This is a genomic window from Ensifer sp., from assembly GCF_035999185.1.
Classification (GTDB): Bacteria; Pseudomonadota; Alphaproteobacteria; order Rhizobiales; family Rhizobiaceae; genus Ensifer.
The window spans coordinates 12,192-25,147 of sequence record NZ_DASYHB010000143.1; the positions used below are offsets into that span (position 1 = coordinate 12,192).

A 12,956-nucleotide genomic window follows, 5' to 3' on the forward strand; every position below is an offset into this window, starting at 1 on the left:
CAACGGGCCCTTTGATTTTGATCAAGTCGCCGAATTAACACGTTAAAATTGACAATGCTCAAGCCGACATGAGACATTGTTTCGCGCTTTCGGAATTAGCACCTGTCAACTCTTGATTTAACGACCCGCATCCTCTTTGGTCCTCCAGGGAGCAATTGAATGCAGGTAGAAAGAATTGCAGATCGTGAACGAACATCGCCGCAAGGATATCCATAATTCGGACATTCCAACCGTCTGCTCCGCCTGCGAGGCGCGCCACGGCGGTGTTTGCGGTACGCTGTCTCCAGATCAGCTTCTCGACCTCAGCCGCCACTCCACCCGCCGCAGCATCGAGCCCGGCCGGGAGGTCATCGGCCAGGGCGAAACCACCGACAGCTACGCCAACATCATTTCGGGCGTGGTCAAGCTCAGCAAGGTTCTGGCCGACGGCCGCCAGCAGATCGTCGGCCTGCAGTTTGCGCCTGACTTCATGGGCCGGCCCTTTACCCGCGAAAGCGCGCTGACGGCCGAAGCGGCGGTCGATACCGACATCTGTTGTTTCCCGCGCACCGTCATCGAGCGCCTCGTCTCGGAAGCGCCGGGGCTGGAACACCGGCTGCACGAACAGGCGCTGAAGGAACTCGACGAGGCGCGCGACTGGATGCTGACGCTCGGCCGCAAGACCGCACAGGAAAAGGTTGCGAGCTTCCTCTATATCATCGCCACCCATATCGCGCCCGAGAAGGGCACGGCGAACGAATTCGACCTGCCGCTGTCGCGCGCCGACATTGCCGACTATCTCGGCCTCACCATCGAGACCGTCAGCCGGCAGATCACCAAGCTGCGCAAGGACAACGTCATCCGCATCGAAAACAGCCGCCACGTCAGCGTGCCCAGCCTCGACCGGCTGATGCATGTGGCGGGGATCGATTGAGCGGCGACCAAAGCCATTCCGGCGTCGTTCGAGGTTTGCCCTTCACCCTGAAAACGAACTCGTGAGCTGCCCCTCTCCTCGGGTTTAACCCGAGGACTAACACTCCCCCCGCTCGCGGCGAGAGGGAACAGCCCTACAGTTGGCCTCCCCCGAAGATAGCGGAGTATGCGGCCCAAAGGTCGCGAGGTGTGAAACCGGTGCGACACGTCCCTTCTCCCTGCCTGCGGGGAGTAGGTGCCGGCAGACGGATAAGGGGCAACTCTCCGAGGCCGACACCGTCAGCGCGTAATGACAATCCGTGTGTTCGCCAGCCCATGTTCCTTCGTCAGCGCGAAGAACTCGGCAGCATTGTTCGGATGCAGCCGCACGCAGCCGTGGGACGCCGGGCGGCCGAGGCGCTTGATGTCGTAGGTGGCGTGAATGGCGTAGCCGCCGTTGAAGAAAACGGCATAGGGCATCGGCGCGTCGTCGTATTTGCGTGAACGGTGGTTGCGCGAGAGCCACTTCGCGCTCCAGCTGCCGCGCGGGGTGACATAGCCCCGTCGCGCCGTCGACACCTTCCAGCGATACATCACCACGCCGTACTGCCGCACGGTCATGGTCTGCGAGGACAGGCTGATGTCGGCAATGAGATTTGCGGCGCTCAGAGGCTGAACGGGAAACTGCATCAGAGTGGCAATAAGCACAGTCAAAAATGATTTGCGCATGCTTCTCTCTCCGGGAAAAACGAACACTTACCGGTGGAACCAGACGTTCCAAGGAGAATAACTGGTCGAATATGATACGACCTTAATACATATGGAAAGAAAAGTCTTAATGCTAAGGTGAGTTTTGCTCGGGCTCGAAGGCTTGCCGCGATCAAATCATCGCGATGACAAGAACAGCCGATGTCATCGCCGTGCAGGCGCCGTAGAATACAGCAATGCCGACGTCGATGTCTTCGCTCGTCGCCACTGCACGCCCCGGGCCGTTGATCATCGGCTCGCTGACCTTCACACCATCATAGATGCGCGGGCCGGCAAGCTGCAGGTCGAGCGCGCCCGCCATCGCCGCTTCCGGCCAGCCGGAATTGGGCGAACGGTGCAGGCCATGATCGCGCAGTGCGGTGGTCAGCGCATCCGTTGCGGCGCGCCCACCACGATTGAGAAGCGCACCGGCAGCGATCAAAAGGATCGAAAGCCGTGCGGCCGGCAGATTGGCGAGATCGTCAAGTCGTGCGGAGGCCCAGCCGAAGTGCAGATACTTCGGCGATTTGTGGCCGATCATCGAATCGGCCGTGTTCAGCATCTTGTAGGCAATGAGGCCCGGCAGACCGAACACCGCATACCAGAAAGCCGGCGCCACCACGCCGTCGGAGAAGTTCTCGGCCAGGCTTTCGATCGCCGCCCGGCAAACCGCGGGCTCGTCGAGCGTCTTCGGATCGCGGCCGACGATCATCGAGACCGCCGCCCGCCCGCCTTCGAGCCCGCCCTCTCGCAAGCCGTCTGCGACGCGCCGTACGTGATCGGCAAGGCTCTTTTGCGCCAGGAACACCGCGACCAGCACGGCTTCAGCCAAAAAGCCGACGGGACCGAGTGCTGCGAAAAATCGGTGCAGCACAAGCCCGAGCGCCGCACTCAGCGCAAGCAGAAGCACGATCGTGACGACGCCGCGAAGCTTGGCCGCGCGATCGTCCAGGCCGTCGCGGTTCAATCGCGCGTCAAGAAAGCCGATCGCCTTGCCGAAATAGACGACCGGATGCGGCAATCGCCGCCACAGCCAGTCCGGATCGCCGACTATGCGGTCGATCACCAGTCCAAGCGCCAGGATCAGCAGGATCGTCTCGGACACTCAGAACTCCATGCGCCGAAGCGCGTCCGCAAGCCGCCGGTCGGCCGCGGCATCTGGCGCAAGCCCGATGCGAAGCCAGGTCGGCGCATAATCGAACTTGCGCGTCAGGATATGCGCTTCGCAGAGCCTTTCGTGCAAGAGTCCCGCCTGCTGGTGCTCGACCAGAACGAAAAGCCCGGTGCCGCCAAGCCGGGCAATCCCTGCCCCATCGAGCACGGCATCAAGGCCCGCGCGGCGCTCCAGAATTCCCGCGGCGATCGCCCTGGTGTCGCCCTGCATCAGCGCCGTCGAAATCGTCAGGGCCGGGCCGGAAACGGCCCAGGGCCCAAGCCAGTCGGCAAAGGCTGAAAGCACCGGCTCGGGTGCCACGACAAAGCCGAGCCGCAGGCCGGCGAGCCCAAAGAACTTGCCGAAGGAGCGGAAGACCACGAGGTTACCCTGTTCGCGGACATGACTGGCAACGCTCAACTCTGGCTCCAGATCGCCGAAGGCTTCGTCGACGATGAGCAGCCCGGCCTGTTCCTTCAGCCTTTCGGCCATCGCGATAATATCGGCGGGCGCAAAGGCGCGACCGGTCGGGTTGTTGGGATTGACCACGATGACAAGGCCATGCTCGGCCGCAAGTTCGCCGGCGCTTTCGATGCGGTCGACGGCAAAACCGACCGCCTGCAGCACGCGGGCATACTCGCCATAGGTTGGCGCAAAGATTGCGACACGCCTGCCCGCCGCTGCTCCCGCCCCTTGGTGGAACTGCATGAGCCGCGGCAAAAGCTGGATCACCGATTGCGTGCCCGGCACGGGCAGCGGCAAGACCCCATTGGTGCGGTAGTGCGCGGCGGCCGCGCGGCGGGCATCGTCGACGGTCTGGTTGTCCGGCAGTCGGTGCCAGGCACGCGCGGGCACTTCCGGCAAGGCGACCGGGCACGGGTTGATGCCGGTCGAAAGATCGAGCCAGTCCTCAAGCCGCCCACCATAGCGGGCCGCGGCCTCGGTGATGCCACCGCCATGAACGATCGGTGCGCTCATGACCGGGCCGAAATGTCGATCAGGTGCATGAACGAGCCGGCGACATTGCCGCGCCTCAGGCCCGCATGGCCGAGATCCTCGCCGGCGGCATCGCTGACTGCAAACAGCCTGTCGGCGGCACCTTCGGCAACGATGGTCGCGTAGTGGAATTCGTGCGCCGTCATGGGTCCATCGAAAAAGCTGTTGTCGACCGGCACGACCCGGCGATAGCCGAGGTGCCGCCTGCGCGTGGCAAAACTGGTTGTCAGCGGCAGCAGGCCGAGCATGTCGTAGCGTGCGCCATCGGCAGCGACAAGCCCCTCGCCAAGCACCATGTAGCCGCCGCATTCGCCAAAAATCCGGGCGTTGCTTTCGGCGGCTCGTTGCATGCCGGCGCGGAAGGTAGCGGCAGCACTCAAGTGGCCCGCATGCAGTTCCGGATAGCCGCCCGGTAGGTAGACGGCGTCGGCCGCAGGATCCGGCGCCTCGTCGGCAAGTGGCGAGAAGAACGAGATCTCCGCCCCACGCCGACGCCAGCCGAACAGCAGATGCTCGTAGGAGAAGGCAAAGGCCTTGTCGCGCGCAACGGCGATGCGCTGGCCGAGCGGGGGGAGCCGCTCGATGTTCGCCGGCACAGCCTGCTGCGGGAAGCTGCGCGCAGCGCGGCCGATCGCGTCGAGATCGCACGCGCGCCCCACCCGCTCGGCCGCCGCCTCGATGAAGGTTTCGAGCGCCGCATGCTCGCCCGCCTGCACCAGCCCAAGGTGCCGCTCCGGCAGTTGCAGCGCGCTGTCTTGCCTCAGAACGCCGAAGATCGGCATGCGCACACGCTCCAGCGCGTCGCGAAGCATCATCTCGTGCCGGTCGCTGCCGACCTTGTTGAGGATGACGCCGACGACGCGGATGTCGTCTCGATGATCCGCATAGCCGCGCACGAGTGCCGCCACCGAATGGGACAGGCGGGCGCAATCGACGACGAGAATGACGGCAAGGTCGAGGCTCGCGGCAAGGTCGGCGGGCGTGCCGGAGCCGTCGGCCGCGCCGTCGTATAGCCCCATCATCGCCTCGACGATCATCGTGCGGCCACCGGCCGCCGCATGCGAGGCATTGGCCATCAACAGCTCGGCGCGCATCGCCCAGGGATCGAAGTTGAAGCACGGCTCGCCGCTTGCCGCCGCATGAAACGCCGGATCGATATAGTCGGGCCCGGCCTTGCCCGGCGCAATCGCGACACCGCGCTTCCTCAGCGCCCGCATCAGTCCGAGCGTCACCGTCGTCTTGCCGGAGCCGGACGAAGGTGCCGCGATCAAGAGACCGCTCATGCCGGGTTCCTGAGAATGCGGTTGGCGAAGGGGTCGGCCGCAAGTTTGCGCCCGTCGAGCGCGCCGATCCAGTCGAGTGCCGCACGAAGCCGCACCACCTCGCCGACGACCACGATCGCCGGCGGCTCGAGCCCGGCCGCCGCGACATCGGCTTCGGCGCGCGACAGCGTCGTTTCCAGCACCGTCTGGTTGACGGTCGCCGCGTTGCAGACGAAGGCGACGGGCTCGTCCGGCGAGCGGCCAGCAGCGATCAAATTGGCGGTGATCGCACCGATATGTTTCATCGCCATGTACATGACGATGACGGGCGAGCCGCTGGCTATGCCCTGCCAGTTGATCCGGTCGGGCACGAGGCCGGAGGAATCGTGACCGGTGAGGAAAGTGACGGCGTGATTGACCTCACGATGCGTCACCGGAATGCCGGCATAGGCAAGCCCGCCGATGCCGGCGGTGATGCCGGGCACGATGCGAAACGGGACTTGATGCTCGACCAGCGTCAGCGCCTCCTCGCCGCCGCGGCCGAAGACGAAGGGATCGCCGCCCTTCAGCCTGAGCACCCGGTTGCCGGCGCGCGCAAGCTCGACCAGACGAAGCGAGATATCGCGCTGCTTCGGCGACGGCTTGCCGCCGCGTTTTCCGGCGAACTCCAGCACAGCGCCGGGCCTCGCGAGCTTCAGGCAATCCTCGTTGACCAACGCGTCGTGCACGATGACATCCGCCTGCCGCAGCGCATTTGCGGCGTGCAGCGTCAACAGGCCGGGGTCGCCGGGACCGGCACCGACCAGCCAGACCGAACCTTTTTCGAGCGCCGGCAATCCGGCAAAGAGGTCGTCGGTCATCAATGCTGCCCCACCTGTCCGCCGGCGCCACGCTGCGGTGCCCGACTTGATACGCTTTGCGAACAACCGGATTCCATCTGAGAGAAAATCCGGACAAAAGTCTGATTCAATTCAACAACATAAGAACGCATCAGGCGCGCTCCGCTTCTGCGAGGCACGCTTGCGCTCGGCTTCCTGCCGGCCCGGCAATCGCGGCCGTTGCATGCGCCGACGTGATCTTCGGCACGATCAGCACGGCCTCTCGACCCGCGCCGACAAGTGCTGCCCCCTCGGCCACGCCATGGCAGCCGGTATGGGCAAAGACGACCTTCGAGGGGTTGGCAAGGCGGTGAGCTTCGGCCTCCAGCCTGACGGCATCATAGAAAGCCGCCGGCGCGGAAAAATGATTGGCGGCAGCGAGGATCGCCGGCTCCTCTGCGCGCGCGTCGAGCGACGCGACGAACCGCAGATCGGCAGCCTCGGCGCCGGCCTTGGCCAAGGCGCGCTCGGCCAGCGCGATCACTTCCTGACAAGACGCACCGCGCTCGCAGCCGAGCCCCAGCACCAGGGTCGCGCGTTCGCCACTGTCGTCTGCAGATGGATTGCCCGATGGCACGGCGGCCGGCTCCCTTCGTCGGTTGTCCTTAACGAAGCGCCGGCTGGAACAGGTCGTTCCCAGCCGATCTGGACAGCACCGGTCAAAAGCCCCCTGCCTGGGTCGGCCGCACCGGACGCTCTTTCAGTCCGCCGAAGCGGACGCCGTCGCATGATCGTCATTTTTACCTAAGCGGTGAGGACGGGTCAAACCGGATTGCGCCATTGCCATGTCGCGTTTGGGGAATGCGTGCAGACGACCCGCACCCGGGCAGCACGCATCGGCTTCGACGCCTGAGAACACGAAGCCGAAACCGAGCGACTCAGAGGAAGGCGTTGATTTCGTGAGACATTCCATATCAACTAGAAGGTACGGCGAACGCGCTGAAACAGAAGGCTTTGCATTTCTCTGCCGGCTCTGACACAAGGCGCAAAGCTTCCCTGCATTTCCTTCCCCAGAGTCCCTCCCGTGCAAGATCTTGCCCTCCACCTGCTCGCCTTCCTGTTCGTTGCCGCCTTCATCGCCGGCTTCATCGATTCGATCGCCGGCGGCGGCGGCATGATCACCATTCCAGCCATGCTGATTGCCGGCATCCCGCCGCTGCAGACGCTTGGCACCAACAAGCTGCAAGGGTTGTTCGGCTCTGGCTCGGCGACGCTTTCCTATGCGCGCAAGGGCCATGTGAACCTGAAAGAGCAGCTGCCGATGGCGCTGATGTCGGGGGCCGGCGCCGTGCTCGGCGCACTGCTTGCAACCATCGTTCCCGGTGACGTGCTGAAAGCGGTCCTTCCCTTCCTGCTGCTTGCGATCGCGCTCTATTTCGGCCTGAAGCCGAACATGGGCGATGTCGACCAGCACCGCCGCATCACCCCCTTCGTCTTCACGCTGACGCTGGTGCCGCTGATCGGCTTTTACGACGGCGTCTTCGGTCCGGGCACCGGCTCCTTCTTCATGCTCGGTTTCGTCACGCTTGCCGGCTTCGGCGTGCTGAAGGCGACCGCACACACGAAGTTCCTCAACTTCGGCTCCAACATCGGCGCCTTTGCCGTCTTCCTCTTCTTCGGCGCCATCCTGTGGAAGGTCGGCCTGTTGATGGGCGTCGGCCAGTTCCTCGGCGCCCAGGTCGGCTCGCGCTACGCCATGGCCAAGGGCGCCAAGATCATCAAGCCACTGCTTGTCGTCGTCTCGATCGCGCTCGCGATCCGGCTATTGGCAGATCCGACGCATCCGCTGAGGATCTGGCTGGGGCTTTGAGCCCGGCGGCGACCCTCGGCCGAGAACCGATGGACAAGCTTCGTCCAGTCATTCCGCACGCGTCAGAGGTCCCCATGTCCTTCCAACCATCCTGATGCCCGTCGTCGGCCTCTTCACCCTACCGCTGGCGCGACATCGGCTTCCATGGGCGAATTCCGCTTTCGCCCTCATCAAGCGACAGCGCGCCTTGGATCGATCGGGCGCCGCATCGGATTCCTGGCAATGAGGAATACAGCCACGACGGCGGCGACGAGACCTGGCAAACCAAGTTCAAAGAACGAGCCGATCGAGAGGGCCGTCGGCTTCGGCATGACGTAGTCGTCGAGGCTCTGCCCCATGGCGCCCGCAAACAGAAACGCCATGAGCGGGATGGCCACGATGATGGCCGGCCGCCGGATGTCCGCTATCGGCAACACATGGTAAAGCGCCAACGCCTGCAGCGCCACGACGGCCCAGATCTTGTAGGCGATAGCCCATATCTCGAGATCGAAGCTGCGCAACCGGCCAATGAAGGTGGCATCGGACGGCGTACCAGCCAACTGCACGACGCCAACGAAAAGACCATAGACAAATGCTGCAACGAGCGGTGCGAGAAGGCCGGCGACCAAGAATGTGCGTGCCACTGCGCGTCCGGTCAGCCACACCTCCACACGCTCATCCCCAAGCGTCTGTCCGCGGCGATCAGGAAACCAGATGGCGGTACATGTCGCAGCAGACAAGGCGCCAAGGACGCTACAAATGAGCAGCAACTTCACCTGGCTGCCCGGATTGCCCTCGGCGGGAGCAAACAGAAGCGGAAACAGCGCACCTGCATGCACACCTACGCAAAGCGCCGCGAGCCAGGCCGAGCGACGCCTGCGATCGAAGACGAGCGCAAGGATCAGGAAAGCAGCCACGGCTGCCGCAAAGGTACCGCAGTAGTAAAGCCTCAGCATAAGCCACAGCAATTGCTGGATCCCGTTAGGTCCTCCGGGGCCGAGGACCATGTTGGCAAACAGCGCCAACGGCAGAGAGACGATCACCGGGCCGAAGGCCGTCGTGGACCAGAAGTAGCACGCTTCCGGGGTGAGCCGCCGGCTCGGGAAGGTCCGACGGCTGTCATGATCGAGATGGGGTTGCGCCAGCGTGGAAACGGCCACCTTGTTGCCGTCGACGGAGCCCCCTAGTCCGCGCCGATCCCGATACAGCCAACCCCCTGCACTGGCGCAAGAGGCCACGCTCCCAAGGAGCGCCGGGACGAGAAAATAGAGGCTACCCGAAAGAAATGCGGAAACGGTGAGCTTTTCATCGGTCAGCGCATCAAGGGCGCTCGTCGTTTCGCCCGGATCCCACATCGCGACAGCAATGGACAGGAGGTAGGCCAGTTGGAGGCTGAACACCGTGAGGGCGCCGCAACAGGCCGCCAAAGGGAGAAGCTGCCAGTCCCGGCGCAGAAAGCCTCTGAAGGCGATTGTCAGCCGGGCGCACATCATCGCCGGAAAGGCACATAAGAACGGGATCAAGACCGGCAACACTCCAGTCGTCGCGGTCATCGCGCAGACGATACCGGTTACGAGCGCCACCGATGCCGTCGTGACCCAAGTTGCAAAGGGAAGATATGTCCTTTCGAGGCGCCCGCGCCATTCGTCCGTTGCCTGCATCTTGCCGTTCCCTCGATACAACTGTTTCGTGTATCGGGATTGCGGCTTGATCAAGGCGAACATTTAGGGAACGCCGGAAAACGAAAGGCGCATCGGTGCGCTGCGCGCGAACAATGCCGTGTCAGCCGGTTCACCTCGGACGGAAATTCATCCTGGGCCGTCTGCGGCAACATTGGCGCGGGTCGGTTGCCGTGCGTCGATAATTATCGAATGCCCTCTTGAACCTCTAGCCGCTGGAGATTGCAAAGTCGCGGCAACGCCATCGAAAGGAGATCGCGGCGATTTCCGCTTGGTCTCTTCGCCGGTCGTAACCCGCCATTCCACTTGATCCAGAGGTACCGATGTCCACCGCCCTGCCCGCCATCATGATGTTCGTCGTCGGCCTGTTCACCCTGGCGCTTGCGGTTGTACGCCGTCATCAATCCGGCCGCTCTCCGGTTGTGCTGACCTATGGCGACGATGCCGAGGGGTTTGCGGGCAAACTCTTCCGCGTGATCGTGGCGGCGCTGGTGGTTCATCTCCTGGCGGTCGCCGTCTTTCCCGGAGCGGTCATCGCCGCGCTCGGACGGATCCCTATGCTTGACACGCCGCTGCTTCATGCCGCCGGCCTCGTGCTGATGGCGCTCGGCGGCGGGCTGACGATGCTGTCGCAATGGGCGATGCGTCACTCGTGGAAGATCGGCATTCCCGAAAGGCAGGATGCGCCGCTCGTGACCTCCGGTCTCTACCGCTTCTCGCGCAACCCGATCTATGTCGGCATGGTCACGGCACTGATCGGCACGGTGCTTTCAGTTCCCAACGTCGTCTCGGTAGCACTCGCCCTTTCCGCCTGGATCTCGATTTCCTACCAGACACGCATGGAGGAAACGCACCTCACTCGCGCCTTCGGTGAAGCCTACGGCGCCTATTGCAAGCGCGTACGGCGCTGGGTCTGACGAAACCTCGCGGTCACGCGACAAAACTCGCGCCGTCAGCCCGACTGCGCGGCGTGCTCCGTCGGAGCAGAAATACAGCCGTGAGGCCGGCAATGACACTGGGCAAACCAAGGCTGAGGAAGGAGACCATCGACATCGGCACGCTCTTTCTGAGTACGTCTTCGCTCAAGCTATGTGCCATCGCTCCTCCGACGAGAAAGGCTGACAGCGAGAGGATGATGAGAGCCAAGCGCGGTTGGACCGCTCTGCTCTTGAGAAGGTGGTCAAGCAACAGTGTCAGCAATGAAACGACCGCCCAGACCCGATAGTTCAAAAGCCACGTCTCGATAGCGCCAACCTGCAGAGCGTTGTCGAGGTCCGCCTGTATCGTGATGCCGAGCATGTGCGCCATGGCTGCGAAAACAGGGAAGGAGAGCGCCGCGGTGGCCGGTGCGGCAAAGCCGGCGGTCCGCAAAGCGCGCACAAATTCTCGCACGCAAGCTGCCTGTTGCGCAGTTTGTGCCCCAAGGCCGCGGCGGTCGGGAAACCAGATCGCGGCGCAAATGGCAGCCGATAGGGCGCCAAGGAGGCCGCCGAATGGCAGCAGAAACGCCTGATTGCTGGCGGTTTCGTCGGCGTAGTCAAACAGAAGCGTGAAAATTGCACCGACGTGCAAGCCGACGAAAAAGGCGGCAAGCCAGGCCGAGCGACGGGAACGATTGAACACCAGCGCAAGAACGAGCACGGCGCTGATCGCAGCCGCGAAAGCGCCGCCGAAGTAGTAGCGCAGGACTGCCCACGGCAGTTTCGGCGCGCCGAGCGCTGTCTCCGGACTGAAGATCATCTCCAGCAGGATCAGCGGGAGCATAATGACCACCGGACCGACCAGAACAGAGAGCCAGAAATAGCGCTCTTCGGCCCGCCATTGCCCACTGCGAACGAATTCGCCCTCGTGGCGGGAAAACGGGGTGTGCTGTGAGGCCGTCCCGTCCCCCGGCTCAGCGCTGTTGCGTTCCATTCTCCTCTCACCCAGCAGCCACAGCCCGAAGGTCGCAGCAGCGATGAGCGCACCGGCGACCGCGAACACCGGGAAACCGGACGTTAGAAAGCTGTGCGTCAGCACTGGGTAGGGCACGGCATATCCACCCGGATCCCAGCTCGCGAAACTCAGGGTCAGAACGTAGATGCCAATCAGGCCGGCGACCATGGCGAAGCCAACCCCGGACGAATACGCCATCAGTTGCCAGGGGCTGCGGCGCGTTCGGCTGAACGCGATCGTCAATCGCGCTGTAACCATGGCCGGGAAAATACCAAGGAGAACCACAACGAGCCCGAAGGGGCAGCCCGCAGGCGGTGTCGCGACATAGTGGACGGAAGCGGAGAGCGCCGACAGGACCGCCGTCACCCAGGCTGCGAAGAAAAGGTAGTCTCTTTCAAGGCGCCCGCGCCAACTGCCGTCAACCCGCATGCCGTCCTCCAATCCATCGCAACCATTGCATGTACCGGGATTGCGACTTGATTGTGACGAACATTCAGTGAACAAATTCGCGTGAGGCGAGCGACCTCAAAACACCGCCAGCAACAACGCGCCGCCGGCGATGAGGCCGACGCCAAGCCAGTTCATCAGGTTGAGCTTCTCGCCGAGGAAGAGCACACCGAAGATGGCGACCATGACGATCGAGAGCTTGTCGAGCGGGGCGACGCGGGCGGCGTCGCCGAGCTTCAGGGCGCGGAAATAGGCAAGCCAGGAGGCGCCGGTGGCAAGGCCCGATAGCGCCAGGAACAGCCAGGTGCGGCCGGGAATGTCCGACGGTTTCTGCCATTGCCCGGTCGCCGCCACGATGCCGGCGAGCACGAAGAGTATGACGACGGTGCGGATCAGCGTCGCGAAGTCGGAATTGACCTGCGCGACGCCGACCTTGGCGAAGATCGCCGTCAAGGCAGCAAAGGCTGCCGAAAGCAGCGCCCAGAACTGCCAGCTCTGGCTCATCAGAATTCGACGCCCTGCTGCGCCTTGATGCCGGAGCGGAACGGATGCTTGATCAGCTCCATTTCGGTGACGAGATCGGCAATCTCGATCAGGTCTTCCTTGGCGTTGCGGCCAGTGAGCACCACATGCGTCATGTGCGGCTTTTCTTCCTTGAGGAACCGCACGACCTCTGCGACATCGATATAGTCGTAGCGCAGCGCAATGTTGATCTCGTCGAGCAGCACCATCGAGTTGCGCTCGTCGCGGATCAGTTCCTTCGCCTTTTCCCAGGCCTTTTCCGCCATCGCCACGTCACGGGCGCGGTCCTGCGTTTCCCAGGTAAAACCTTCGCCGAGCGTGTAGAACTGGCAGACGTCACCGAAGTGCTTTTCGATCAGCTCGCGTTCACCGGTCGCCATCGCGCCCTTGATGAACTGCACGACGGCGCAGGGCATGCCGTGGGCGATATGGCGAAAGATCATGCCGAAGCCGGCGGTCGACTTGCCCTTGCCCTTGCCGGTGTTGACGATAATAAGACCCTTTTCGTCGGTCTTGGTCGCCATGATCTTTTCGCGCGCAGCCTTCTTCTTCGCCATTTTCATGGCGTGGCGGGCGTCGTCCTTTTCGGCAATGGCTTCGCCGCTGTTCGTCGTCTCGTCGCTCATAGTCACTCCCTCAAATCAGGTTCGCAGGATG

13 protein-coding genes are annotated in these 12,956 nt (G+C 63.3%); 3 read left to right on the forward strand and 10 right to left on the reverse strand.

What is annotated here, in order from left to right; genetic code table 11:
• The first annotated feature begins 175 nt into the window (after positions 1-175).
• Positions 176-913: a Crp/Fnr family transcriptional regulator gene (locus tag VGO04_RS18785; RefSeq protein WP_327497488.1), complete on the forward strand. Its 738-nt coding sequence runs from the start codon at positions 176-178 to the stop codon at positions 911-913.
• Positions 914-1,191: 278 nt separating this feature from the next.
• On the opposite strand, the gene VGO04_RS18790 is transcribed toward VGO04_RS18785, so the two are convergent.
• The 6 genes from VGO04_RS18790 to VGO04_RS18815 all read right to left on the reverse strand — a co-directional run bounded on the left by VGO04_RS18790 (position 1,192) and on the right by VGO04_RS18815 (position 6,504).
• Positions 1,192-1,581 (reverse strand): L,D-transpeptidase, encoded by a 390-nt coding sequence (locus tag VGO04_RS18790; protein WP_327497528.1) that lies wholly within the window; start codon positions 1,579-1,581, stop codon positions 1,192-1,194.
• Positions 1,582-1,771: 190 nt separating this feature from the next.
• Entirely contained in the window at positions 1,772-2,743 is a 972-nt protein-coding gene (gene cbiB, locus VGO04_RS18795) for an adenosylcobinamide-phosphate synthase CbiB (protein WP_327497489.1), read from the reverse strand.
• On the reverse strand, positions 2,744-3,769 hold the full coding sequence (gene cobD, locus VGO04_RS18800; protein WP_327497490.1) for a threonine-phosphate decarboxylase CobD: 1,026 nt from the start codon (positions 3,767-3,769) through the stop codon (positions 2,744-2,746).
• The gene (locus VGO04_RS18805; RefSeq protein WP_327497491.1) at positions 3,766-5,070 is read right to left on the reverse strand and encodes a cobyrinate a,c-diamide synthase; all 1,305 of its coding nucleotides are present in this window, start codon (positions 5,068-5,070) and stop codon (positions 3,766-3,768) included. Before VGO04_RS18805 ends, cobD begins: the two co-directional genes overlap by 4 nt.
• Positions 5,067-5,909, reverse strand: coding sequence for a uroporphyrinogen-III C-methyltransferase (gene cobA, locus VGO04_RS18810; protein WP_327497492.1), 843 nt, complete (start codon positions 5,907-5,909; stop codon positions 5,067-5,069). Before cobA ends, VGO04_RS18805 begins: the two co-directional genes overlap by 4 nt.
• Before the next feature lie 130 nt (positions 5,910-6,039).
• Positions 6,040-6,504 carry a cobalamin biosynthesis protein gene (locus tag VGO04_RS18815; protein WP_327497493.1) on the reverse strand — a complete coding sequence of 155 codons (465 nt, stop codon included), beginning with the start codon at positions 6,502-6,504 and terminating at the stop codon, positions 6,040-6,042.
• A 447-nt stretch (positions 6,505-6,951) separates the two neighbouring features.
• On the opposite strand from VGO04_RS18815, the gene VGO04_RS18820 reads away from it, so the two are divergent.
• On the forward strand, positions 6,952-7,737 hold the full coding sequence (locus VGO04_RS18820; protein WP_327497494.1) for a TSUP family transporter: 786 nt from the start codon (positions 6,952-6,954) through the stop codon (positions 7,735-7,737).
• Between the two features lie 170 nt (positions 7,738-7,907).
• Here the strand turns inward: VGO04_RS18820 and VGO04_RS18825 are convergent, their stop codons facing one another.
• The gene (locus VGO04_RS18825; RefSeq protein WP_327497495.1) at positions 7,908-9,377 is read right to left on the reverse strand and encodes a hypothetical protein; all 1,470 of its coding nucleotides are present in this window, start codon (positions 9,375-9,377) and stop codon (positions 7,908-7,910) included.
• A gap of 341 nt (positions 9,378-9,718) precedes the next feature.
• Between VGO04_RS18825 and VGO04_RS18830 the strand changes: the two genes are divergently transcribed.
• A complete protein-coding gene (locus VGO04_RS18830) occupies positions 9,719-10,312 on the forward strand; it encodes an isoprenylcysteine carboxylmethyltransferase family protein (protein ID WP_327497496.1) in 594 nt (197 codons plus the stop codon).
• 13 nt (positions 10,313-10,325) lie between these two features.
• On the opposite strand, the gene VGO04_RS18835 is transcribed toward VGO04_RS18830, so the two are convergent.
• The 3 genes from VGO04_RS18835 to cobO form a co-directional block, all read right to left on the reverse strand.
• Positions 10,326-11,771, reverse strand: a complete 1,446-nt coding sequence (locus tag VGO04_RS18835; protein WP_327497497.1) for a hypothetical protein — start codon at positions 11,769-11,771, stop codon at positions 10,326-10,328.
• An 84-nt stretch (positions 11,772-11,855) separates the two neighbouring features.
• Entirely contained in the window at positions 11,856-12,281 is a 426-nt protein-coding gene (locus VGO04_RS18840) for an EamA family transporter (protein WP_327497498.1), read from the reverse strand.
• A complete protein-coding gene (gene cobO / locus VGO04_RS18845) occupies positions 12,281-12,925 on the reverse strand; it encodes a cob(I)yrinic acid a,c-diamide adenosyltransferase (RefSeq protein ID WP_327497499.1) in 645 nt (214 codons plus the stop codon). The genes VGO04_RS18840 and cobO overlap by 1 nt, the downstream gene beginning before the upstream one ends.
• Between the last annotated feature and the right edge of the window lie 31 nt (positions 12,926-12,956).

Bases quoted from the DNA above. Each gene is read 5' to 3' on its own strand.
- VGO04_RS18790 (WP_327497528.1), bottom strand. From the start codon at position 1,581: ATGCAGTTTCCCGTTCAGCCTCTGAGCGCCGCAAATCTCATTGCCGAC.
- cobD (WP_327497490.1), bottom strand. From the start codon at position 3,769: ATGAGCGCACCGATCGTTCATGGCGGTGGCATCACCGAGGCCGCGGCC.
- VGO04_RS18805 (WP_327497491.1), bottom strand. From the start codon at position 5,070: ATGAGCGGTCTCTTGATCGCGGCACCTTCGTCCGGCTCCGGCAAGACG.
- cobA (WP_327497492.1), bottom strand. From the start codon at position 5,909: ATGACCGACGACCTCTTTGCCGGATTGCCGGCGCTCGAAAAAGGTTCG.
- VGO04_RS18825 (WP_327497495.1), bottom strand. From the start codon at position 9,377: ATGCAGGCAACGGACGAATGGCGCGGGCGCCTCGAAAGGACATATCTT.
- VGO04_RS18830 (WP_327497496.1), top strand. From the start codon at position 9,719: ATGTCCACCGCCCTGCCCGCCATCATGATGTTCGTCGTCGGCCTGTTC.
- VGO04_RS18840 (WP_327497498.1), bottom strand. From the start codon at position 12,281: ATGAGCCAGAGCTGGCAGTTCTGGGCGCTGCTTTCGGCAGCCTTTGCT.
- cobO (WP_327497499.1), bottom strand. From the start codon at position 12,925: ATGAGCGACGAGACGACGAACAGCGGCGAAGCCATTGCCGAAAAGGAC.